Source organism: Flavobacterium lacus (genome assembly GCF_003268815.1).
In the GTDB taxonomy this organism is placed as follows: domain Bacteria; phylum Bacteroidota; class Bacteroidia; order Flavobacteriales; family Flavobacteriaceae; genus Flavobacterium; species Flavobacterium lacus.
Genome location: NZ_QLSV01000009.1, coordinates 56309 through 79385, shown reverse-complemented (window position 1 = coordinate 79385; position 23077 = coordinate 56309). Strand labels below are relative to the sequence as shown.

Annotated in this window: 18 protein-coding genes; 9 read left to right on the top strand and 9 right to left on the bottom strand. The window is 33.6% G+C overall.

Annotated features, from left to right (window positions below):
- Positions 1–6: 6 nt before the first annotated feature.
- Complete coding sequence (locus B0I10_RS10175; RefSeq protein ID WP_112086407.1) at positions 7–3075, bottom strand: DUF4397 domain-containing protein; 3069 nt, start codon at positions 3073–3075, stop codon at positions 7–9.
- 460 nt (positions 3076–3535) lie between these two features.
- Between B0I10_RS10175 and B0I10_RS10170 the strand changes: the two genes are divergently transcribed.
- Both B0I10_RS10170 and B0I10_RS10165 read left to right on the top strand, forming a co-directional pair.
- Complete coding sequence (locus B0I10_RS10170; RefSeq protein ID WP_146740340.1) at positions 3536–4006, top strand: hypothetical protein; 471 nt, start codon at positions 3536–3538, stop codon at positions 4004–4006.
- A 102-nt stretch (positions 4007–4108) separates the two neighbouring features.
- Positions 4109–4672, top strand: a complete 564-nt coding sequence (locus B0I10_RS10165; protein WP_317047188.1) for a M15 family metallopeptidase — start codon at positions 4109–4111, stop codon at positions 4670–4672.
- Here the strand turns inward: B0I10_RS10165 and B0I10_RS10160 are convergent.
- The 6 genes from B0I10_RS10160 to tsaD are packed head-to-tail and all read right to left on the bottom strand — an operon-like array spanning position 4669 to position 9924.
- The gene (locus B0I10_RS10160) at positions 4669–5235 is read right to left on the bottom strand and encodes a hypothetical protein (protein WP_112086404.1); all 567 of its coding nucleotides are present in this window, start codon (positions 5233–5235) and stop codon (positions 4669–4671) included. The genes B0I10_RS10165 and B0I10_RS10160 overlap by 4 nt on opposite strands.
- 4 nt (positions 5236–5239) lie before the next feature.
- Complete coding sequence (locus tag B0I10_RS10155) at positions 5240–6427, bottom strand: class I SAM-dependent methyltransferase (RefSeq protein WP_112086483.1); 1188 nt, start codon at positions 6425–6427, stop codon at positions 5240–5242.
- Positions 6428–6434: 7 nt separating this feature from the next.
- A complete protein-coding gene (locus B0I10_RS10150; RefSeq protein ID WP_112086403.1) occupies positions 6435–7523 on the bottom strand; it encodes an AI-2E family transporter in 1089 nt (362 codons plus the stop codon).
- Between the two features lie 29 nt (positions 7524–7552).
- Entirely contained in the window at positions 7553–8188 is a 636-nt protein-coding gene (locus B0I10_RS10145) for a DUF4159 domain-containing protein (RefSeq protein WP_112086402.1), read from the bottom strand.
- Positions 8189–8197: 9 nt separating this feature from the next.
- Positions 8198–8902, bottom strand: a complete 705-nt coding sequence (locus B0I10_RS10140) for a 16S rRNA (uracil(1498)-N(3))-methyltransferase (protein ID WP_112086401.1) — start codon at positions 8900–8902, stop codon at positions 8198–8200.
- Entirely contained in the window at positions 8902–9924 is a 1023-nt protein-coding gene (gene tsaD / locus B0I10_RS10135) for a tRNA (adenosine(37)-N6)-threonylcarbamoyltransferase complex transferase subunit TsaD (RefSeq protein WP_112086400.1), read from the bottom strand. Before tsaD ends, B0I10_RS10140 begins: the two co-directional genes overlap by 1 nt.
- 167 nt (positions 9925–10091) lie before the next feature.
- Here tsaD and B0I10_RS10130 point away from each other — a divergent pair, with 167 nt between their 5' ends.
- The 6 genes from B0I10_RS10130 (at position 10092) to B0I10_RS10105 (ending at position 18659) form a co-directional block, all read left to right on the top strand.
- On the top strand, positions 10092–14567 hold the full coding sequence (locus tag B0I10_RS10130; RefSeq protein WP_245942976.1) for a translocation/assembly module TamB domain-containing protein: 4476 nt from the start codon (positions 10092–10094) through the stop codon (positions 14565–14567).
- Between the two features lie 149 nt (positions 14568–14716).
- Positions 14717–15703, top strand: coding sequence for a 6-phosphofructokinase (pfkA, locus tag B0I10_RS10125; RefSeq protein WP_112086398.1), 987 nt, complete (start codon positions 14717–14719; stop codon positions 15701–15703).
- A 65-nt stretch (positions 15704–15768) separates the two neighbouring features.
- Positions 15769–16776: a type I glyceraldehyde-3-phosphate dehydrogenase gene (gene gap, locus B0I10_RS10120; protein ID WP_112086397.1), complete on the top strand. Its 1008-nt coding sequence runs from the start codon at positions 15769–15771 to the stop codon at positions 16774–16776.
- 69 nt (positions 16777–16845) lie between these two features.
- On the top strand, positions 16846–17697 hold the full coding sequence (locus tag B0I10_RS10115; protein WP_112086396.1) for a BadF/BadG/BcrA/BcrD ATPase family protein: 852 nt from the start codon (positions 16846–16848) through the stop codon (positions 17695–17697).
- Positions 17698–17747: 50 nt separating this feature from the next.
- Complete coding sequence (locus B0I10_RS10110; protein WP_112086395.1) at positions 17748–18281, top strand: energy transducer TonB; 534 nt, start codon at positions 17748–17750, stop codon at positions 18279–18281.
- Between the two features lie 3 nt (positions 18282–18284).
- Positions 18285–18659: a methylglyoxal synthase gene (locus tag B0I10_RS10105; RefSeq protein ID WP_112086394.1), complete on the top strand. Its 375-nt coding sequence runs from the start codon at positions 18285–18287 to the stop codon at positions 18657–18659.
- 45 nt (positions 18660–18704) lie between these two features.
- Here the strand turns inward: B0I10_RS10105 and B0I10_RS10100 are convergent, their stop codons facing one another.
- The gene (locus tag B0I10_RS10100; protein WP_112086393.1) at positions 18705–19085 is read right to left on the bottom strand and encodes a RidA family protein; all 381 of its coding nucleotides are present in this window, start codon (positions 19083–19085) and stop codon (positions 18705–18707) included.
- Positions 19086–19119: 34 nt separating this feature from the next.
- Positions 19120–21843 carry a putative LPS assembly protein LptD gene (locus B0I10_RS10095; protein WP_112086392.1) on the bottom strand — a complete coding sequence of 908 codons (2724 nt, stop codon included), beginning with the start codon at positions 21841–21843 and terminating at the stop codon, positions 19120–19122.
- A gap of 83 nt (positions 21844–21926) precedes the next feature.
- Here B0I10_RS10095 and B0I10_RS10090 point away from each other — a divergent pair, with 83 nt between their 5' ends.
- Complete coding sequence (locus B0I10_RS10090; protein ID WP_112086391.1) at positions 21927–23060, top strand: N-acetylmuramoyl-L-alanine amidase family protein; 1134 nt, start codon at positions 21927–21929, stop codon at positions 23058–23060.
- Positions 23061–23077: the final 17 nt, after the last annotated feature.

Here is a 23077-nt window from a genome sequence, read left to right as displayed (position 1 = left end):
AAATGCTTAGTTTTTAACAAACTTTTGATTAAAACTAAGATCGTTAAGGGTTGTATTTAAAATATACAGACCGCTATTTAATTCGCTTATATCAATATCAGTTGGAGTAGTGACTGTTTTCACAAGTCTTCCACTCAAATCGTATATTGTTGCACTAAAGTTTTCATAATCAAATGGGATAGAAAGATTGATTGTTTCTTTAGCTGGATTTGGAAATAATGATATTGAATTAAGGTTAAAACTATCAACATTTAATGGAATTTCCGGAAGTGGAATTAAATCACCACCACTAGCCAATGCCACCCATAATCCAAATGCAGGGCCATTGCTGTTTGCTGAAGGATCAAGGAATCCACTTGCTAATACAGTGATGGCAGCACCTTCTAAACCTAAGGTTTGAAGTGGAGCTTGGTAAGAAGCAACGGTTACTGTTCCTGTTTCATCACGAACATCTAACGTAAAATCAAGATTTGGTAAATCCAAGTAACCTTGAAACTCAGGGAATGAAATGTTATTTACGATAGTTCCCGCCGGTATAGACGTTTCTACCACATCAACCGTTGGAGCATCCGGTGAACCATGATTTACCAATACATCTGTGTTAGCTGAATTAGCGGCCACTTCACGCCCTTGCGCAAATACGTTGATGGCAAAGTTTGGACCCACCGAGTAACCTGTTGGGCTCACGATTCCGTTGGCTACTAAAATATAAGTTTCACCTTCGGCTAAAGTAGCGGTTAGGTTATAAATACTTTCAGCAGAAGAAGTACTGGTTGACGGTGCTACGTCAATACTTAATTCAACTCCGGCAGGCACATCGATAAAAGGTGTTGCCGTTCTGAAAGCAAAGTCATTTAATAATAATTCATCATTTACATACACATCCACTAAAGCTGCTGCTAAATCCGGTGAGTTGTGAATAGCTTGTAAACGAGCGGTTGGTGTTTCTACTAATGGTAATGGAATTAACGCTCCACCTTCAGCTAATGCTACCCATAATCCAAATGCTGGACCATTGCTGTTTGCTGAAGGATCAAGGAATCCACTTGCTAATACAGTGATGGCAGCACCTTCTAAACCTAACGTTTGAAGTGGAGCTTGGTAAGAAGCTACAGTTACAGTTCCTGTTTCATCACGAACGTCTAATGTGAAATCAAGATTTGGTAAATCCAAGTAACCTTGAAACTCAGGGAATGAAATGTTATCAACGATAGTTCCCGCCGGGATAGACGTTTCTACCACGTCAACCGTTGGAGCATCCGGTGAACCATGATTTACCAATACATCTGTGTTAGCTGAATTAGCGGCCACTTCACGCCCTTGCGCAAATACGTTGATGGCAAAGTTTGGAGCTACCGAGTAACCTGTTGGGCTCACGATTCCGTTAGCTACTAAAATATAAGTTTCACCTTCGGCTAAAGTAGCGGTTAGGTTATAAATACTCTCAGCAGAAGAAGTACTGGTTGATGGAGCTACGTCAATACTTAATTCAACTCCGGCAGGCACATCAATAAAAGGTGTTGCCGTTCTGAAAGCAAAGTCATTTAATAATAATTCATCATTTACATACACATCCACTAAAGCTGCTGCTAAATCCGCTGAGTTGTGAATAGCTTGTAAACGAGCGGTTGGTGTTTCTACTAATGGTAATGGAATTAACGCTCCACCGGTTGCTTTTGCAACCCATAAGCCAAACGCTGGTCCATTACTATTTTGAGAAGGATCTAAGAAGCCACTAGCGACGACTGTTATTGCATCCAATTGTAAAAATAAATCGGCCAAAGGAGCAGAGTACGTAGCGACAGTTACAGTCCCTGTTTCATCACGAACATCAATGGTATAATTATTTGTTGGAAGTTCCAAATAATTTGAGAAACTTCCATAATCTAAATTGTCAACCAACGTTCCAGCCGGTACAGAAGTTTCTACTACATCTACCGTAGGAGCATCCGGTGAGCCATGGAATACAATAACATCGGTCGTATCTTCAACAGCAGTTCCTTCTCTACCACCCACCAAAACTTCAAGAGCAAAAGGTTGATTTGGGGAGTAACCTGTAGGCGAAACGATTCCATTTGCTACAATAATATACGTTTCAAATTCATTCAACGTTGCAGTTAGATTGTATAAACTCTCAGCAGAAGAAGTACTGGTTGACGGAGCTACGTCAATACTTAACGCAATTCCTGCCGGTACATCAATAAAAGGCGTTGCAGTTCTAAAAGCAAAATTATCCAATAATAAAGCACCGTTTACATAAACGTCTACAGCAGAGGCTGCTAGGTCTGGTGAATTATGAATAACTTGTAATCTAGCTGTAGGATTGTGGAATAATGGAAGAGGAATTAAATCTCCGCCACTAGCCAATGCCACCCATAAACCAAATTCTGGTCCATTACTGTTTTGAGATGGATCTAAAAATCCACTAGCAAGTACAGTAATCGCGTCAGTTTGTAAAAATAAATCAGCTAAAGGAGCGGAGTAAGTAGCTACTGTTGCAGTGCCTGTTTCATCGCGAACGGCCAAAACATAGTTATTTGTCGGTAATTCTAAATATTCAGAAAAACTGCCATAAGAAATATCATTAACGATGGTTCCTGCAGGCACAGCTAATTCTACTACATCTACTGTTGGAGCATCTGTGGAGCCATGGAATACAATTACATCAGTGGTATCAGGAACAGCTGTTCCTTCTCGGCCACCCACCAAAACTTGTAATCCGAAAGGTGTACTAGGGGAATAGCCTGTTGGTGAGATAATACCATTGGCTATAATAATATACGTTTCAAACTCACTCAGGGTTGTAGTGAGGTTGTAAATACTTTCTGCCGAAGACGAACTGGATGAAGGAGCAATATCTATACTCAATTCGACACCGGCAGGTGCATCAATAAAAGGTGTTGCAGTTCTGAAATGAAAGTCATTTAGCAGAAGCACATCATTTAAATAGACATCTACAGAAGATGCCGCTAAATCAGGCGAGTTGTGAATCACTTGGACTCTCGCTGTTTGGGCAAAGCTAATGCTACTGATGAAGATTAGGCAGAGCCAAAATAGATTAGTAATTTTTTTCATAGTTATTGTTTTTTGTTTAACATTATAAAATTAATCATAAACAATATACAATAAAATTTATTCAGCTATTTTTAGGAAGCATTTAACACTTGTTTTTAACTTTTAAAACATTACAAAACAGCATATTAAGTATGTTTCACATCGTGTTTTGAAGGTTTTTGTTAGTATAATTGGTAAATAATTATTTAAAATTTTTTACTGATAAATTAAACAACATTTAATATAATGTTATTTTGAGTCTATTTCATAAACTTTTAATTTTGTTTTTAATTTGAATAGATTAAGTGTCTAAAATTGACTTTTAAACGATTTTTTTTACTTTTCACAAGCAAGATTGATTAATTTTACCAATAAAATCATACCTTTCCTAACTTTTTACGAAGTACTTGTTTGTAGCCCCAACTACTACATACAATTTTTATGATTTGATAAGGTTGTAATGATGACCCCAGAAGAAAAATTGAACATAATTAACCGTTTAAATGCTCTCGAACTTCAACAGAAGAAAAACCTGGACGAAATTGGAGCTTTAAAAAAATACCTCGAAGAAAATCCAAAACTCATTGCGAGCTGGATGGACTTAAACGAGGTAAATGGCTTTTATATTGATAGTTTCTCGAAAATTGAAACTTACGAAAATCGACCGGTGAATGAAGAAAACAAAAATGTTTTTACCACTGAAAATCAAGCAAAATCGGTATTGGCAAAAGCTCAACTGTCACAATTACTAAAATCCTACTTTAGCGGTTGGAGTAATCAATTGGATAATTATGCCATTTTTCCGCAGATCAAAGCGGGTGAATTTATACCTTATTATGGTATCGCAGTCCTTCCTCAATTTTTAGCATTTCGTTCCCGAGAAAAAGCTCAGTTGTTTTATGAACAACACAAAGCACTCATTCATCTTTATTGGTCTGAGTTTTTAGAATAAATTTCAGTATATTTATTCAAAAATTAGGTGATGTCTAGAATTTTGATACTCTTTTTATTCGTTATAACCTCTTCTTATGGTCAAGAGTTAAAAGAGGTTCCAATGAGACAATCAGTAAATGATACCGTTTTTGTTAATCTAAAAGATTATTCTAATGATTTTGTTTATGATATGCGGTATGCTACCGAAAATAATTTCCTTAATGCCAAAGTCTATGATTGTGCCGAATGTTTTTTAAGATTCAAAACCGTAAAAAAATTAATCGAAGCCAATCAAAAATTTAATCTTCTTGGTTACACTATCAAGTTATACGATTGTTACCGACCGTTGGATGTGCAAAAAAAAATGTGGGCAATTGTTTCAAATCCTATTTATGTGGCCGATCCTAAAAAAGGTTCTATCCACAATAGAGGCGGAGCTGTCGATTTAACACTGGTTGATAAAAATGGTGTTGAATTAGTTATGGGTACTGATTTTGATCATTTTGGAAAAGAAGCGGCACACACCTATCAAGACTTTTCAAACGAAGTTTTACAAAACCGAAAAATTTTAAGAGAAATTATGGAAAGTTGTTCCTTTAAAGTTTTTCAATCGGAATGGTGGCATTATAATCTTCAAACTGATGAAAGCGATAAACTATCCAATTTTAAATGGGATTGTAACTAATTCTCCACACAGTGCAAATAGTCTATAAAATAATTTTGCGGACGACTGAATTGATTCAATAATTCTGATTGCAGTTCCTTTCGGATGATATAATCTACTGTTTCAGTAGTGTATTTTACTCGCATGGAAACAACTGGACTTATTTTTAAATCTTCATAATGATTCTTTAAAAACAAAAAATTAGCAGTTAATATTCTGACGTTTCTTTCATCATTTCGCATGAAACTACCACAGTTTTCAACGTTAGGATGAAGCATTGTAACAATTTTTCCATTTTCTAATTGAAGGTATAATTTTGTTTTTGCGTCAATACAATAGGCTTTAACAAAGTCACTATTTTTATGTACTAATTGAAAATTCAACACCGGAGTTCCGTTATCATTTGAAAGGGAAAGAAAGACATAACTTTCATTGTTACCAAACTTTTTTTCGTATATCAAAAATTCTTTGGTGGTTTTTAATGAACCGATACTGTCGTTTACTTCAACGTCGTATTCACATTTTTTTTGGGCAATTGAAGGGATAAAATATAAAAATAAGAAGCAAAATAGTAAGAATCTCATGGGGTCATTTAATTTTGTTGCAAAGTAACACAATTTTGTTGTTTTTTATATCGGTTGTAAAAAAAGTATATAAATTTCCACCGTCTTTTATTTTCCATTTCTTTCTAATAATGTCAACACTTTCAGGGAAATTTCGAGCAGTAATATTGGCTTTTTTGTTTTCTAAATACAATTTCATTTCGCTTTTTTGATAGGGAATTACGTCTATAATTTCAAAAACTCTGCCACAAAAATCAATTTTTTCATCTGACGTATATAAATGTGAATGCGGATGAATTTTTTTCAAAATAAATTGATTGCCGACTTCATCAAAACCGCCGGATTTCATGATGGCAGCGTTAGGTTCGTATAGAAATTTTTTCGGTTCACCATAACTAGCTTCACTTAAGGATGCACCTAAATAGAATTCAAATTTTTCTTCGCTATTTTTAGAAATATTGACCGTTTTAACGACTGGTTTCTCTTCATAACCTTGATGAATTTCCCACAGCAATTCTTTCACTTCATTTTCTAACGCTACGATGTGAATGGCAAAAACATGTTTTAATTCTTTTAATCCCGCCGTCAAATCGAGTAGAGGAGCAGTTTTGATCAGGATTTTGGGAGAATAATTAAAATAGAAATCCAATAAATCTGGAACATTTGGTTCACAATCACGCAACATAAAAACCTTTCCTTTGGAATCATTTCTTCGCGATGGATCAATATATATCCAATCGAATTGTTCATTGTAAGCTTTTAAAATTTCATCGCTTTCACCATAAATGCATTGAATGTTTTGTACTTTTAACTTATCAAAATTATGTTTTACAATTTCAGATAATTCCGAATTGTGTTCGCAATGAATAACTTTTGAAAATTGTTTGGAATAGTAAAAGGCATCTACACCAAAACCGCCGGTTAAATCGATTATTTTTTCACCGAAAATAAGTTTTGATTTATAAAGAGCTGTTTTTTCGGATGACGTTTGCTCTACTGAAATTTTACTTGGAAAAATGATATTTTCTGCATTAAACCAAGTAGGAAGTTTATCTTTTGATTTTGATTTCGCTTCAATTTGATTGAGAATTTCTTTCCAATCTAACTCGGGAAAAGGATTTTTTTGTAAAGCTAATTTTGAAATAGTTTCATTTAAATTGGCTTCGATAAAATCTTGCACTTCTTTTAGTCCTAAAAAATCAAAATTTTTCAAGGTTGATTTATAATTTTCTGGTGAGTACTTGAACGATTTTATATTCAGGAAAAAATTCTTTAGCAATCACTTTTATAATTGTATAAAGTGGTACTGCTACAATCATTCCAATAATGCCTGAAATAAAACCGGCTGTCAAAATGACCAAGAAAATTTCTAATGGATGCGATTTTGTGCTGTTTGAAAAAATTAATGGTTGACTGATGTTATTATCAATTAATTGAACTACATAAAAACCAATTAAAACGTAAATGGCGGTTGGTAAAATTTCGGTTTGAAAATCACCGCCAATTCCTCCAATCATGGTTAAAGAAGCTGCTAAAATACTACTAATTAATGGTCCGATATATGGAATGATGTTTAAAATGGCACAAATAAAAGCGATAACAAAAGCATTTTCTACTCCAAAAATCAATAAAACAATAAAATATAAAATAAAGCAAATTAAAAGCTGGAAAATTAAACCGATAAAATAGCGAGATAATAAATCATTAATTTTTGCAATCGAATTTAATGTTTCGGCCTCATGATCATCAGGAATGATTTTTTTTGCACCAACTAAAAATACGACTTTATCTTTCAGAAAGAAAAAAGTGATGAATAAAACCGATGCAACGCCAATTCCAATTGAACTTAATGTTGATAAAACTCCGTTGAAAAAAGAAGGTAAAAAATTCATATTCAAGTAGGAAGCAATATCAGAATCTTTAAAAATGTCTTCTATAAGAATACCACGATCTACTAAATACAGATTCAAATCATAATAGAGTAGCATGATTTTTTCCTGGATAGATTCTGTGTTTAAAAGCGATAAACTTTGTGCTTGTGAGGAGATTAACGGCACAAACATTAAAATGAACAATGCTACTAAAATCAGAAGTAAAATTATCGTCGTTATTACAGCCCAGGTATTATTAAATTTGCATTTTTTCTTTAAAAATTCAACAACAGGATTACAAATTAGGGTTAAAATTAAAGCAATAACCAAATAAATTATAATCGACTGAATGGCATACAAAAACCAACAACCTAACGCAATTAAGACTAAGGTTCCAATCGCTCTTAAAATTCCGGATGAAATGGTTTTTGAAGTCATAGTTGTATTTTTGATAAAAATAGGAAAATTTAATTTACAAATACATAATGCACCAAATTGGCACCCATTTTCAGCGCTTTTTCACGCACTTCTTTCGGGTTATTGTGCACTTCTTCGTCTTCCCAGCCGTCGCCTAAATCGGTTTCAAAAGTGTAAACCAAAGCTAATCTTCCTTCGATGAATATACCAAACGCTTGTGGTTTTTGTTTTTCATGTTCATGAATTTTGGGCAATCCGTTTGGAAAAGAAAAAGGACCTTGAAAGATTTTGTGCGTGGATGGAATTTCTACCAACTCATTATTCGGAAAAATTTTCTTGATTTCTTTTCGGATGTATTTATCCATTCCGTAATTGTCATCAATATGCAAAAATCCTCCGGATGTCAAATAATCTCTGAGGTTTTTCACTTCATTATCATTAAAAACCACATTTCCATGACCGGTTAAATGCACAAAAGGATAGGAAAATAAATCAGAACTTCCCGGTTCAACTGTTGTTGGTTTTTGTTTGATTTTAGTATTAATATTTTGATTGCAAAACTTTATCAAATTGGGCAACGAAGTAGGATTTCCATACCAATCGCCACCGCCACTGTATTTCAAAAGGGCAATTTCTTGGGCGTTAGCCATTAAACCAAATAGAAATATAATAAGAAGTTTTTTCATAATCTCAAGTTATTCATTCATCAAAACCACCGTATGACAAGCCACCACAGCAGCCGTTTCCGTTCGCAATCTTGTATTGCCTAAAGATATAGGAAAAAATTGTTTTTCAAGAGCGATTTCAATTTCTTTAACAGAAAAATCTCCTTCGGGACCAATTAAAATCGTGCAATCTTCACTTGTTTTTAAAACTGATTTCAAGGTTTTTTTATCGGTTTCTTCGCAATGAGCAATAAATTTTTGTCCGTTAAATTGTTTTTTTACAAATTCTTTAAATGTTATCGGTTCATTCAAAATCGGTAAAAAATACTGATTGGATTGCTTCATCGCAGACAGTAAAATTTTATCGAATCGTTCTGTTTTGATTACTTTTCTTTCGGAGTGATCGCAGATAATAGGGGTGATTTCTTGAACACCAATTTCGGTAGCTTTTTCTAAAAACCATTCGTAACGGTCGTTCATTTTGGTAGGAGCAACAGCTAAATGTAAATGTAATTTGGATTGCTCTTGTTTTTCAAAAGAAACAATAGTTACTGTACATTTTGAATCGGAAGCGATTGCTACTTCGGTTTTAAATAAAAATCCTAAACCGTTGGTAACAAATAAAATATCACCCTCTTTCTTGCGTAGAACTTTAGATATATGTTTGCTTTCTTCTTTATCAAAAGAAAATGATTGTGAATGTTCGTTTATATCTTTAAAGTAGAATAATTGCATTATAATTCAATTCGAGCTTTTGAAACGACGGAAGCATTTTCAAATTGGTTGTGTAAATATTTTTGATAGCCCACAATGCCAATCATAGCGGCATTATCGGTGGTGTATTCAAATTTTGGAATGTATGTTTTCCAGCCAAATTTTGCTTCGGCTTCTTTTAGAGTTTTGCGTATACCGGAATTGGCAGAAACACCACCTCCAATTGCAATTTGATTGATTCCGGTTTCTTCAACAGCTAATTTCAATTTATCCATTAAAATTTTAATGATAATATTTTGAACAGAAGCACAAATATCAGCTTTGTTTTCTTCAATAAAATTGGGATTAGCGGCAACATTTTTTTGCACAAAATATAAAATCTGAGTTTTTAAACCCGAAAAGCTGAAATTCAAACCGTCCACTTTTGGCTTCGTAAATGGAAAAGCTTTCGGATTTCCTTCTTTCGCAAATTGGTCAATTAACGGACCGCCGGGATAGGGAAGACCAAGAATTTTAGCTGTTTTATCAAATGCTTCGCCCACAGCATCATCGGTGGTTTCGCCAATTATTTCTAAGTCAAAGAAACCGGAAACTTTCACAATTTGTGTGTGTCCACCGGAAATGGTAAGAGCCAAAAAAGGAAAAGTTGGTTTGTCAAATCCTTCTTCATCAATAAAATGAGCCATAATGTGTGCTTGCATGTGGTTCACGGCCATCAGAGGAATTCCCAATGCCATGGATAACGATTTGGCAAAAGAGCTTCCTACAAGCAATGAACCCATTAAACCAGGACCTTGCGTGAAAGCAATTCCATTCAATTGGTTTTTATTAATTCCGGCTTTTTTAAGAGCCATGTCTACCACCGGCACAATATTTTGTTGATGTGCACGTGACGCTAACTCCGGAACAACACCACCAAATTCCTCATGAATGCTTTGTCTGGCAACTAAATTAGAAAGTACTTTATCATTTTTTAGCACAGCAGCAGCCGTGTCGTCGCACGAACTTTCAATCGCTAAAATATAAACGGAATCATTTGACATAAAAGGCACGAATTTTGAATATATTTGTTACCATTATTTTAGCGTTATAGAATAGTATTTCACAACATTAAAATAATTATTTTTGTTTCGTGTAAAAGTATGATTTTTCACCAAAACACCGCAAATTTATAACATTTAAGGGTATCAAAAAATTTAAAAAAATAGTATTGCGTTCCATAGTGGTATTTCTACTATTATTGCTTTTTCTCGGCATACTACTTTCTCTACCCGCAGTTCAAACAAAAATAGGGCAGTATTTAACCAACTCAATTAATGAGGATTTTGGTACAGATATCAATGTTGAACAAGTTACATTCAACCTATTTGGTGGCGTAAAACTCAAAGAAGTTTTAATTCGCGATCATCATAAAGACACGCTTATTTTTGCTAATCGAATCAAAACCAATATTTTAGATTTTAATCGTTTACTTGATGGCGATTTGCTTTTTGGCGATGTCAATGTTTCATCCTTGTTTTTTAATTTGAAACAATACAAAGGAGAAAAATATACCAATCTCGACAAATTTATTGAAGCATTTGACGATGGATCGCCTTCATCGGGTAAATTTTTAATGACCGCCGAATCGATGCAACTTAAAGATAGTCGGTTTTTGATGGAAGATCAGAATCAGCAAAATGAAAAAGTGGTAGATTTTTTAGACATAAATGCTACGTTGAATGATTTTAAAATTAAAGGATCAGATGTAAATACCACAATCTACAAAATGAATTTTAGAGATTTTCGTGGTTTGCAGGTGCAAAATGTAAAAACGCAATTTACCTACACCAAGGAAAATATTTTGTTAGAGAAGTTAGAAGCCAAAACAAAAAAATCAATTATAAATGGTAGTGTTGCTTTGCGTTATAAACGAGAAGACTTCTCCGATTTTAACAACAAAGTTGTTTTTGACGCAAGGATTGATTCTGCCTCAGTAGCTTCTAACGATATCAGGTATTTTTATAATGAATTAGGGAAAAATAATAATTTTTTGTTTAAAACGAATTTACTAGGCACATTAAATGATTTCACAACACATGATCTTGTTTTAAAAGATATAAACGGAACTCAAATCATTGGTACTATTAATTTTAAAAATATTTTTTCTAAAGAAAACAGTTCGTTTTATCTGAAAGGAGATTTTGAAAAATTAACGTCAAATTATGACGATTTAGCATCAATTTTACCAAATATATTAGGCAAATCGTTACCAACTTCGTTAAAAAAACTAGGCCAATTTACTATTGAAGGTAATATAGAATTTACAACACAAACGATTAAAACAGATTTGATAATGAATTCTGTGTTAGGCAATCTTCAAACTAATATGGTGATGAATAACCTACAAAATATTGATAATGCTTCCTATGAAGGTGTTCTTGTGTTGGATAATTTTAATTTAGGGGCATTAATAAGCGAAAACGATATTGGTTTTGTTTCGATGAATGTTGTAGTAAAAGGAAAAGGTTTTACAGAAAATCTAATCGATACAAAAATCAAGGGAAATGTAAGCCGATTTCAGTATAATCAATATAATTATCAGCGAATTATTGTTGATGGAAGTTTTAAAAAACCAATTTTTAAAGGAAAAGTAAACATCAATGACCCAAATTTGTTCATGGATTTTAACGGAATTGTTGATGTTTCAAAACGCGAAAACATTTATAAATTTGATGCTTTAATAGATTATGCTGATTTGAGCAAGCTCAATTTTGTTAAGAACGATAGTATATCCATTTTTAAAGGAAAAATTTATAGTGATCTTTCCGGCAATAGTTTAAATAATTTGCAGGGTAATGTATTAGTTGAACAAGCTTCGTATCAAAATAAGCGTGATATTTATATTTTTGATTCCTTTAGTATTATTTCTTCTTTCGATGAAAGCCGAGAACGCACCATTTCTATTAATTCACCCGATATAATTGAAGGAAAACTAGTAGGTAAATTTGATTTTAATCAATTGCCACTTATGTTAGAAAATTCATTGGGAAGTATTTACGCCAATTATAATCCCAATAAAATCAATAAAGGTCAATACCTTCGATTTAATTTTTCAATTTTTAATAAAATTATTGAAATATTTTATCCTGAAATAACAGTAAGTACCAATACGTTTATAAAAGGAAGTATAAATTCTGACGCCAACGATTTCAAACTCGATTTTGATTCGCCGGAAATTATTGCTTTTGACAATACATTTGAAAAAGTTGATATCCAACTGGATAATAAAAACCCCTTATTCAATACCTACGTTAGTATTGATAGTGTAAAAACAAAGTATTATAAAATCTCAGATTTCAATTTAATTAATGTTACTAAAAGAGACACATTATTTTTTAGAACAGAGTTTAAAGGAGGAAACAAAGCCGAAGATTATTACAATATTGATGCCTATCACACCATTGACGAAGAAAAAAACAGCGTGGTTGGCATTTTTAAGTCTGAATTGAAATTTAAAGACTACCTATGGTATATCAACGAACAAAGCAACAATGAAAACAGAGTGGTTTTTGATAAAAAGTTATCCAGTTTTGTTTTTGAAAATTTTGCTATTACCCATGAGGAACAAAAAATCAACTTTTTAGGCAAAATTAAAGGAAAAGAGTTTAAGGATTTAAAATTAAATTTCAATCAAGTAAATGTTGGCAAAATTATTCCAGAAATCGAGAACTTTGTCTTGGAGGGTAATATGAACGGTGAAATTGATTTTAAACAAAACGGTCAATTATATCAACCGTATGCTTCGATTGAAATTATGGATTTAAAAGTTAACAATATTAATTTTGGAGTCTTAAATTTAGATGTAAAAGGTACTGATGATTTTAAAACGTTTGCAGTTGATGGAATTATTAAAAATGACAAAATAGAAAGCTTTTTAACAGAAGGTACTATTTCTTTTGAAGAGGAAAAACCATACATGAATATGGATTTAAGATTAAACAAATTTAATATTGGAGCCTTTAGTACTATGGGAGGCGAAGTAATTTCAAATATTCGGGGTTTAGTGACCGGCAATGCCAATTTTAGAGGAACACTTTCTAATCCGGAAATTAATGGAAGACTCTTTTTAAATGAGGCAGGTTTAACCATACCCTATTTAAATGTAGATTATAATTTAGAGAATAATGCAGTTGTTGATTTAACAGAAAGACAATTTTTACTCAGAAATATTACTATTACAGATTCAAATTATAAAACAACAGGTGTACTAGACGGGAATATCAGGCATTCAAATTTATCTGATTGGAAACTGGATTTAAAAGTGAACACAAATAATTTGGTGGTTTTAGATACAAAAGATGATGACGAAGCGTATTATTATGGTAAAGCTTTCATAGCAGGAAATGCAACCATTAGCGGACCAACAGACGCGTTGCTAATTTCTGTCAATGCGACTTCCAAAAAAGGAACTGCGATAAAAATTCCAATTTCAAATGTACAATCTGTGGGAGAGAAGAACTACATTCGTTTTATTTCACCCGAAGAAAAATATAATTATAATACCAACCTTACAAAATTCAATAGGAATTATAATGGATTAGAACTCGATTTTGATTTAACGCTAACGACAGAGGCGGAAATTGAAGTCATTCTTGATAAAGAAACCGGTCATAATATGATTGGTAAAGGAGTTGGCAATATAAAAATGGAAATAAATACATTTGGAAAGTTTAATATTTTTGGTGATTACCAAGTGTATGATGGAATATATAACTTTAAATACCGCGGATTAGTTAGCAAACGATTTGATGTTAAAAAATACGGCAGCATCATTTGGGAAGGTGATCCGCTGAGAGCCCGCTTGAATCTTGAAGCGGTTTACAGTACTCGGGCTAATCCCGGAATGTTGTTAAATAATACAACTGTTAACCAAAAAGTACCTGTTGAAGTTGGGATCGCAATTACCGGAACAATCAGTAATCCGGAACCTGATTTTAATATTAATTTTCCAACCATCAGTTCTGTTTTAAAGTCTGAAATTCAAACAAAGTTGGATGATAAAGATACTAGACAAACACAAGCCCTTTATCTTTTGGCTTCAGGCAGTTTCTTAAGTCCCGACGGAGCATTGGGGCAAAATGCATTGTATAATAATTTATTTGAAACGTTCAGTGGTGTTTTTGATAACATTTTTAACGATGAAGATAGTAAAATTTCTATGAATGTAAATTATGTAGCTCCTGATAACACTCCGGGTCGTGAAACAGACGGAAACGTGGGGGTTACAACGTCTTTTAATTTAAATGAGCGTATTTCTGTTAACGGAAATTTAGGCGTCCCGGTGGGCGGAATTAATGATGCCGCAGTAGTGGGCGATGTTGAAATTTTATACCGAGTAAATGATGACGGCACGCTTAATATGCGTGTTTTTAATCGAGAAAGTGATATAAATTATGTGGGAGAAGGAATTGGCTACACACAAGGAATTGGTATTTCTTATCAAGTTGACTTTGATACATTTAATGAATTAATTACAAAGATTTTTAAGAACGCCAAACTAACGGAAGTTAAAAGTTCGAGTGACGATATACCTGATTCTGATTTTGCTCCTGATTTTATCAAATTCACAAATGAAAGAAAGAAAGTAAAAACTGCAAAAAAAGTTCAAATGCCTAATGAAACTGAAAATATTCCTGAACAATAACTATTTTACAATCACAATTCAGCATAGTAATCATAAAGTAAAAACTTATCAACGAAAACGTTTGATTTTCGGTTAATATGTCAATTACTCAAAAAAGCACTGTTTTAAGTCGCTAATCTTTGCTAACTTTACATTATAAACATAAAAAAATGATTAAAACGATAAAAAAAATAGGAGTATTAACTTCCGGAGGCGATTCTCCCGGAATGAATGCGGCTATACGTTCTGTAGTTAGAACATGTGCTTACTACAAAGTAGAATGTATGGGCATTTATAGGGGTTACCAAGGAATGATTGAAGGTGACTTTAAAGATATGGGGCCTCGTTCTGTTCATAATATTGTAAATAAAGGTGGTACCATTTTAAAATCAGCACGTTCAAAAGACTTTATGACGCCAGAAGGTAGAAAGCAGGCTTATGAAAATTTGGTAAAAGAGAATATTGACGCATTAGTTATTATTGGTGGAGATGGGAGTTTTACGGGTGCACTTGTCTTTAATAAAGAATTTGGAATTCCTGTGATGGGAATTCCCGGAACAATCGACAACGATATTTTTGGAACCAGCCACACTTTAGGTTTTGACACAGCCTTAAATACAGTGGTTGACGTGATTGATAAAATTAGAGATACAGCCAGTTCACACAACCGATTGTTCCTGGTTGAAGTTATGGGAAGAGATGCCGGACACATTGCCTTAAATGCAGGAATTGGTGCAGGTGCTGAAGAAATTTTAATCCCGGAAGAAAACATGGGATTAGAACGCTTGTTGGAATCCCTTCGCAGAAGTAAACTTTCAGGAAAATCGTCCAGCATTGTGGTAATTGCAGAAGGTGATAAAATTGGAAAAAGTGTCTTTGAACTGAAAGATTATATCGATCAAAACTTACCCGAATATGAAGTGCGGGTTTCAGTTTTAGGTCACATGCAACGCGGTGGTTCTCCTTCTTGTTTTGATCGGGTTTTAGCCTCAAGATTAGGTGTAAAATCAGTTGAATCTTTGTTGGAAGGAAAATCAGGTTACATGGTTGGGCTAAACAATGATAAAGTTGAATTAACTCCTTTGGAACAAGCCATTAAAGGTCATTCAGAAATTGATAGAGAATTGTTAAAAGTATCAGACATCATGTCAATTTAATTTTAAATATATAATAAAAAAGAGTAATAACCGACCTTTATTATAAGGGTCAAAAATAAAATAAAATGTCAAAAGTAAAATTAGGAATTAACGGTTTTGGAAGAATTGGAAGAATTGTTTTTAGAGAAACATTTAACAGAGATAATGTAGAAGTGGTTGCCATCAACGATTTATTAGACGTTGATCATTTAGCCTATTTATTAAAATACGATTCGGTTCACGGGCGTTTTGCAGGAACAGTAGAAGTGAAAGACGGAAAACTTTTTGTTAATGATAAATATATCCGAGTTACCGCAGAACGTGATCCAAAATTAATCAAATGGGATGATAAAGATGTTGATGTTGATATTGTGGCAGAATGTACCGGTATTTTTACCACATTGGCAACTGCACAGGCACACATTGATGGTGGTGCCAAAAAAGTTGTTATTTCTGCTCCATCTGCCGATGCACCGATGTTTGTAATGGGTGTAAATCATGAAAATGCAACTGCTGCAGATACTATTGTTTCCAATGCTTCTTGTACAACAAACTGTTTGGCTCCTTTGGCAAAAGTGATCAACGATAATTTTGGAATTGTTGAAGGCTTAATGACAACTATTCATGCTACTACCGCAACACAATTAACTGTTGATGGTCCTTCTCGAAAAGATTTCCGAGGTGGTCGTTCAGCCTTATTAAATATGATTCCATCGTCAACCGGTGCAGCCAAAGCGGTTGGAAAAGTAATTCCTTCATTAAATGGAAAATTAACCGGTATGTCAATGCGTGTTCCAACAGCAGATGTTTCAGCCGTTGATTTAACAGTGAAACTTTCCAAAGAAACAAGCTACGAAGAAATAATGGCAGTTTTGAAAAAAGCCTCCGAAAACGAGTTAAAAGGAATTTTAGGTTATACCGAAGACGATGTGGTTTCACAAGATTTTATCTCAGATCCAAGAACTTCAATTGTAGATGCTAAAGCAGGTATTGGTTTAAATTCAACGTTTTTCAAACTAGTTTCTTGGTACGATAACGAATACGGCTATTCAAGTAAAATGATTGATTTAGCTGTTCATATCGCAAAACTATAATTTTCATTAAAGTCCTGTTGTGGTTATAACATAACAGGACTTTTTTTTCTAACAAACAAACTCAACCACATGAAATTATTAGTAGACAGCGGTTCAACCAAAGCCGACTGGATTGCCATTGACGATAAAGGAAAAGTACAATTTACGACGCAATCATTAGGACTAAATCCTGAAGTGCTGGATAAAGAACAAATCATCAGTCGTTTAGAAGATCGTTTTGATATCTCTCAAAATAAAGATAAAGTCAAGCAGCTGTTTTTTTACGGAGCCGGTTGCGGTACCGATAGGATGAAACTGTTTTTAAAAGAAATTTTTCAATCCTATTTTAAAAATGCCATAGTTGATGTTCAGGAAGATACTTATGCCGCTGTTTATGCCACTACACCAAAAGAGGAGCAAGCGATTGTATGTATTTTAGGAACAGGATCAAATTGTAGTTTTTTTGATGGTAAAATACTGCATCAAAAAGTTCAGTCGTTAGGGTATATTGTCATGGATGATGGCTCAGGAAATCGTTTTGGAAGACACTTATTAAGAGGTTATTATTTTAATAAAATGCCTAAAGAACTTGCCAAAGAATTTGAGTTAGAGTTTAATTTAGATGCCGATTATATCAAGGCAAATTTGTACAAAGAGCCTAATCCAAATGCGTATTTGGCAACTTTGGCAAAATTTATTATCAAGCATAAAGAAAATGAGTTTTGCAAAAAAATTATTAGAAGCGAATTAAAAAAGTTTGCCAAAAATTATATCATGCAATATGATAATTGCAAAGATGTGTATGTTCACTTTGTGGGTTCAATTGCGTTTTATTTAAAAGATGAATTGGAAGAAATTTTAACCAAATACGATATTAAAATCGGAAATGTGCTGCGAAGACCAATTGACGGTTTGATAGCTTATCATGTTTTGAATAAATAGTTTTTAAATTCTTTTTCATATCCTAGTTTTTTTAATTTTTAATTTATCAGATGAAAACTATATTTTTTCAATTACTGCTTTTAATTATTTCTTTTAACACAGTAGCCCAAAGTTCTAGAAGTAAAGAATGGAATAATTATTTGGTTAAAGTTGAAAAAGCTAAGATTGAAAAAGAAAAAAATAGAAAAGTAGACAGAAAATCTAATGCTGTTACTATTGAAGACATTGCAGAATGTGATTTACCGAATGTAACTCCACCAAAATTTCCAAATTGTGATTCAGAAAAAAATCTTTCTCATAAAGAATGCTTTACAGCAAGTGTGCAGAAATTTATTAAATCAAAGTTTTTCTTTCCTGATTTTGCCATTGACAATAAAATTCAAGGAAAGGTAGTACTAGAATTTGAAATCGATGAAGCTGGAAAATTAGAAATTATCTCCGCTGATGGTCCTCAAAATGGATTAATTTTAGAAGAGGCAGTTATACAAATGTTTTCAAAGTTTCCAATATTAACTCCTGCTTATCAATGCGGTCAACCAATAAGAATATCACACAAAATTCCTATTACATTTATAGTAGATTAGCTTATGACTGAAATAGCAATAATAGCCCACGACGGAAAAAAAGCTGATATGGTTCAGTTTTTAAATAAAAACAAAGCCATTTTACTTCATGAAAACATTAAGTTAATCGCTACCGGAACTACCGGAAGTAAAGCCGAAAATGCTGGATTTAAGGTAAAAAAAATGCTTTCAGGTCCGCAAGGAGGCGATGCACAAATTGCCGGCAGAGTAGCAGAAGGAAGAACAAAAATGGTGCTTTTTTTTAAAGATCCACTTTCCAGTCATCCTCATGAACCGGATGTAAACATGCTTATTCGTATTTGTGACGTGCATAATATTCCGTTAGCCACCAATGAAGCTACCGCTCAATTGTTGTTAAATGGATTGTTGCTTGATTAATTTACACCATAACCGATTACATAAAAACGGATTACAAACAAAGGACTACTTCACCGCCACCATCGAAATCTCAATATTTACCCCCTTTGGTAAACCTGCTACTTGAACTGTTTCTCTCGCTGGTGCTAAGCTTTCATCAAAATAACCACCGTAAACGCCATTAATCTTAGCAAAATCTGACATATTCATGATGAAAATAGTGGTTTTAATAACGTTTTCGAAATTCATATCAGCGGCTTCTAAAACTGCTTTCATGTTCTCCATCACTTGTTTGGTTTCGGTTTCAATAGAATCTAAAATTAGATCGCCCGATTGTGGATTTATCGCAATTTGACCTGAAGTATATAATGTGTTCCCTACTAAAACAGCTTGGTTATAAGGACCAATAGGAGCGGGAGCTTTATCGGTAAAAATTATTTTTTTCATGATGATGTATATTTGATATAAAAAAGTTAAAAGATTATCTCAACTGTCTATCCGGCAACGCACGTTTTTCCCATTTAACATCACTCAACACAGACGATTTGATTCCGATAAAAAATCCCCAAGAGGCAAAATCTCCAAAAGGAGCCCAATTAAAATCCATTCGCCAACTCAACAAATCCCTTTCAAAACGGAGTTGGGTAAACGTAACACCTTGTTGAACAAAATCGTATCCGGAGGAAACACCCATTTTCCAACGTGGAGTCAGGTCTATATTTCCTGAAATCATGACAGAATTACCAGTTATTGTACTTTCTCTATTGTTGTTGCCGTAGGTCAACGAATAGGCAAATGTCAAATCCCATGGTAATTTAGCGTTATAAAATTCAGTAGGTTTGTCTTCAGCATCTTCACCATCATTATCCTTAAATTGACTTTGTCTTCGATCGCTTAAATCGGTATTCGTTCCAAACAAATCATCTTCTCGACCACCATTGCGGGAACCTTGCGAGTTCTCATTATTTTTCTTGTCTCCTTGACTTGAAAGAGAATAATTAATGGTCATGTTGGCACTCGTCATTCGGAATAAGCTTCCTCCGTTATCAATATTCCATGTATTTATTCTTCTACCGGCAGCATTAATAGCATACGGATCCAAGGTTGCACCGAAATTAACATTCATTTTGTTGTCAAATAAAGCTGTTCCTCCACTCATTCTAACGGGATTCCAACGCAATGAATCGGCCACCATATTATAACTCGTTGAAAAATTCAATTGATTCAATAGCATTATTTTTTTGGGTTCAACCTTTGTACTGTCTTTGTCAGTTATTTTGGCTTCAAAGGTATTACTAAGATTAAATCCTAAATTATTGGCATAATTATTACTGGGAGCACCAAAAATACCACTTTCAAATCGGGTATATTCAGCCATTCTTCCGCTCGCATCCATGGCATAAGTATCAAAATATTGTTCAAAACTTGGCGTATAACTATGCGAAACAGAAGGACGCATTGTATGACGAATTCCTTGTATTTTTTTTGTTTCTCCAAAATTAAATGTTCCGTAAATTGTGGTTCCTACACTGGTGGAAAAATTATACGTTCGAAAGGCATCAAAACCATTCACATCTTCTGTAACAAGAGTATTACTCTCTGAATCAAAACGGCGGTTAATTGTTTTTAATGACCATACTTCATTATAATTGGCACTCGTTGTAACACTTAGGTAGTTGAAAACTTTGAAGTTGGTACTTAACGGAATGGAATGCTGAAAACCACTGTTTGCATCTCTAAACATTTCAGGTTTAAAAAACAAAGAATCAGTAGTTGAAATTCTGTTTTCTCCTCTTAAATTGTATTGAAAGTTAATGTTTTTAAAGAAACCTTTTTTTGCTCCGTCTTTTGGAGCAAATGGAAATATTCGATCAACACTCACCTGAAGAGTTGGCAACGTCATATTAATTTCTTGTGTTCTGGAGTTTTGGTTGTGCGTGGCGGTGAGCGACATATTCACTTGCGGAACAGAATTAAAAGTCTTAGAATAGGATATTGATGAGCTCAAGTTATTATTTAGAGCGGAACCTATATTTACCTGATTAAGAGATTGTTGAAAAAATGTGCTGCTTCCTAAATTAACCGAGGCAGAAAATCTAGAGGATGGATTTGATTTTGCATCTTGAGAATGTGACCATTGAATGTTGTAAATTTTTGACTTACTGTAATCAGGAAAACCTCGTTCACTCTGGATAAGATTTTCAAAACGAATATTGAAGTTACCTCTGAATTTATACATGTAGGCGTAGGAGGATTCAAATCGAAGTGCCCAACTACCGTTTGTGTAATAATCACCCATGATTGCTAAGTCATAATAATCACTCAAAGCTAAATAATATCCCCCATTTTGCAGCGAATAACCTTGTCGTCTTGTGTCTTGAAATGTGGGTATAATTAGACCGGACTGACTCGTGTCGGTCATCGGAAAAAAGGCAAAAGGAATCGCAATAGGAGTGGGAACGTCAGCAATAACCATATTGGTTAATCCGGTTACAACTTTTTGTTTAGGAACCAATTTAATTTTATTGGTTTGAAAATAATATTCAGGATTCTCAATGTCTTTGGAAGTTGTAAAACGTGCATTTTTTAGAAAATAAACCGAATCGTTTTCTTTTTTTGTAAGTTCAGCTTTTACTCGAAACTCACCCTGGTCGGTTCTGGAATTCCAAATTAATGCTTTTTTTGTTTTTGTATTAAATCGAATAGAATCCGGTTCTATCACATTCGAACCTTGTTTAAAAATAGGTAATTGAGTATAAATTCCTGTTGAATCCTTAATTCTTCCGGCATAAACTTCATCTTTTTCATAATCCATAATAATGATACCGGCTTTTAATTCGATATCTTGATAATAGAGTTCAGCTTTATTATACAAAGTAATCCGTTTGTTCTTTTGATCAATTTTAGCATAGTCCTCAGCAGTATATTTTATTTTGCCCTCTAAAAGCGATTTTTTTTCAAGCTGCGGAAGACTGTCTTTTTTTATTGTATCATTAATTCTGGTAAAATCTTCTTCTTTGATTATCAGACTATCAGGTGCTTTTTCAGCTTCAATTCGCAAAGACTTATTAGGCAAATCCTGTCCGTAATTTTTTTGAATTCCGATTGTTAGGAAAAATGCTGATAAAACGATATAAAATAAGTTTGTATGCAAAGGTTTTAATGCTATTTTTGTAAAATTATGGCTTGATTTTTGGAGTGCCAAACTTACATATTAATTTTGGTCAAAAATAAGTAAATAATAAAATTTAAAACGTAGAGTTTTAATTAAAATTAACTTTTGAAAAAATGCACACCCTAAATAGAATCAAATTATTCGGTTTTTTCCTGATTTTCATGTCTATAACTTCTGTTTTAGCACAGTCTAATAACAAATTTAAAGTTGTTTTAGATGCAGGACACGGCGGAAAAGATTTGGGAGCAAATTACTACGGATTTATCGAAAAAAATATCGCCTTAGCTGTTGCTTTAAAAGTAGGAAAACATCTAGAAAAATATCCCGAAATTCAGGTTGTCTATACCCGAAAAACTGATGTGTTTGTTGAATTAATAGAACGGGCTAGGATAGCTAATCGTGCCAACGCAAATATGTTTTTGTCTATTCATTGTAATGCAGCACCCAAAGGACAAGCCTATGGAACAGAGACGTTTGTGATGGGTCTAACTAAAAATGCCTCCAACCTCGAAGTAGCTAAGAAAGAAAATGCTGTAATTACCTTAGAAAGTGATTATAAAATGAAATATGAAGGGTATGATCCTAAATCCCCCGAAAGTATAATCGGAATAACACTTCTGCAAGAAGAATACCTCGATCAAAGTATTACTATTGCTACGAAAATTCAAAATGAATATACCAATAAATTAGAGCGAAAAAATAGAGGGGTAAAGCAAGGTCCTTTCTTAGTTTTAAATCAAACGGCCATGCCTAGCGTACTCACCGAGTTAGGTTTTCTTTCGTACAGACCGGAGGGAGAATATTTAAACTCTGAAAGAGGTCAAGATGAATTAGCTAAAGGTATTGCCGAAGCGATTTTATCCTATAAAAAAGAATATTATGGAAGCTCAGCTCAAATGGTGGAAGAAAAACCAGAAAAAACAAGCGCAGAAATTCCTGTTGTTCAAGATGTACCAAAACCAAGGGAAGAAGTTAAAGCAGTTGACAGCAAAGGGGTTGTGTTTAAGGTTCAAATTTCAGCGAGTGGCACAAAATTAGAATTAGTGCCCAAAAATTTTAAAGGTTTAGATCCAATTTCTGTAATTGCTGAAAATGCATTGTATAAATATTATTTTAATCAAACCTCTGATTATGAAAAAGCGAGGCAATATTTGGCCGAAGCAAAAAGCAAAGGGTACGATTCAGCTTTTATTGTTGCCTTTAAAAACGGAAAAAAAATAACCATTCAAGAAGCTTTAAAACAGTAAAATGAATTAAGTTTTAT

What these genes read in the sequence shown, in the direction of transcription:
- B0I10_RS10150 (WP_112086403.1), bottom strand. Translation starts at nt 7,523, where the DNA reads ATGACTTCAAAAACCATTTCATCCGGAATTTTAAGAGCGATTGGAACC.
- B0I10_RS10100 (WP_112086393.1), bottom strand. Translation starts at nt 19,085, where the DNA reads ATGAAAAAAATAATTTTTACCGATAAAGCTCCCGCTCCTATTGGTCCT.
- B0I10_RS10115 (WP_112086396.1), top strand. Translation starts at nt 16,846, where the DNA reads ATGAAATTATTAGTAGACAGCGGTTCAACCAAAGCCGACTGGATTGCC.
- B0I10_RS10165 (WP_317047188.1), top strand. Translation starts at nt 4,109, where the DNA reads ATGAGACAATCAGTAAATGATACCGTTTTTGTTAATCTAAAAGATTAT.
- gap (WP_112086397.1), top strand. Translation starts at nt 15,769, where the DNA reads ATGTCAAAAGTAAAATTAGGAATTAACGGTTTTGGAAGAATTGGAAGA.
- B0I10_RS10110 (WP_112086395.1), top strand. Translation starts at nt 17,748, where the DNA reads ATGAAAACTATATTTTTTCAATTACTGCTTTTAATTATTTCTTTTAAC.
- B0I10_RS10140 (WP_112086401.1), bottom strand. Translation starts at nt 8,902, where the DNA reads ATGCAATTATTCTACTTTAAAGATATAAACGAACATTCACAATCATTT.
- B0I10_RS10105 (WP_112086394.1), top strand. Translation starts at nt 18,285, where the DNA reads ATGACTGAAATAGCAATAATAGCCCACGACGGAAAAAAAGCTGATATG.
- B0I10_RS10090 (WP_112086391.1), top strand. Translation starts at nt 21,927, where the DNA reads ATGCACACCCTAAATAGAATCAAATTATTCGGTTTTTTCCTGATTTTC.
- tsaD (WP_112086400.1), bottom strand. Translation starts at nt 9,924, where the DNA reads ATGTCAAATGATTCCGTTTATATTTTAGCGATTGAAAGTTCGTGCGAC.
- B0I10_RS10145 (WP_112086402.1), bottom strand. Translation starts at nt 8,188, where the DNA reads ATGAAAAAACTTCTTATTATATTTCTATTTGGTTTAATGGCTAACGCC.
- B0I10_RS10160 (WP_112086404.1), bottom strand. Translation starts at nt 5,235, where the DNA reads ATGAGATTCTTACTATTTTGCTTCTTATTTTTATATTTTATCCCTTCA.
- pfkA (WP_112086398.1), top strand. Translation starts at nt 14,717, where the DNA reads ATGATTAAAACGATAAAAAAAATAGGAGTATTAACTTCCGGAGGCGAT.
- B0I10_RS10175 (WP_112086407.1), bottom strand. Translation starts at nt 3,075, where the DNA reads ATGAAAAAAATTACTAATCTATTTTGGCTCTGCCTAATCTTCATCAGT.